The 326-nt window shown below is 59.5% G+C and carries 1 protein-coding gene; it reads left to right on the top strand.

What is annotated here, in order from left to right:
• Positions 1–294 (top strand): integrase core domain-containing protein (locus MLGJGCBP_RS44605; protein WP_160104015.1); only part of this gene is annotated, 294 nt, incomplete at its 5' end.
• Positions 295–326: the final 32 nt, after the last annotated feature.

The raw sequence follows: 326 nt of genomic DNA on the forward strand, positions 1-326 counted from the left end.
CAGTACACCGCAGCAGCTTTCGTCGATGTATGCCGCCGTCATGGGATTCAGCTAAGTCGAGGACGGGTCGGCTCGAGTTACGATAATGCTCTCGCCGAGTCGTTCTTCCAAGGACTCAAGAGGGAGTGGCTGCACGGACGGAGTTGGACGTCGAAGTCGCAGGCACGGCTGGACCTGTTCGAGTGGCTCTCGTACTTCAATCGACGTCGCCGTCACTCCGCCCTCGGATACCTCACCCCAGTGGAGTTCGAACAACGACTCATCGCGTCGTCTACGCTGTCAGTCGCCGCATGAAATCCGGTGTCCACTCCCGAGGGGCAACCTCA

This window comes from Rhodococcus sp. T7, assembly GCF_009872365.1.
GTDB lineage: Bacteria > Actinomycetota > Actinomycetes > Mycobacteriales > Mycobacteriaceae > Rhodococcus_F.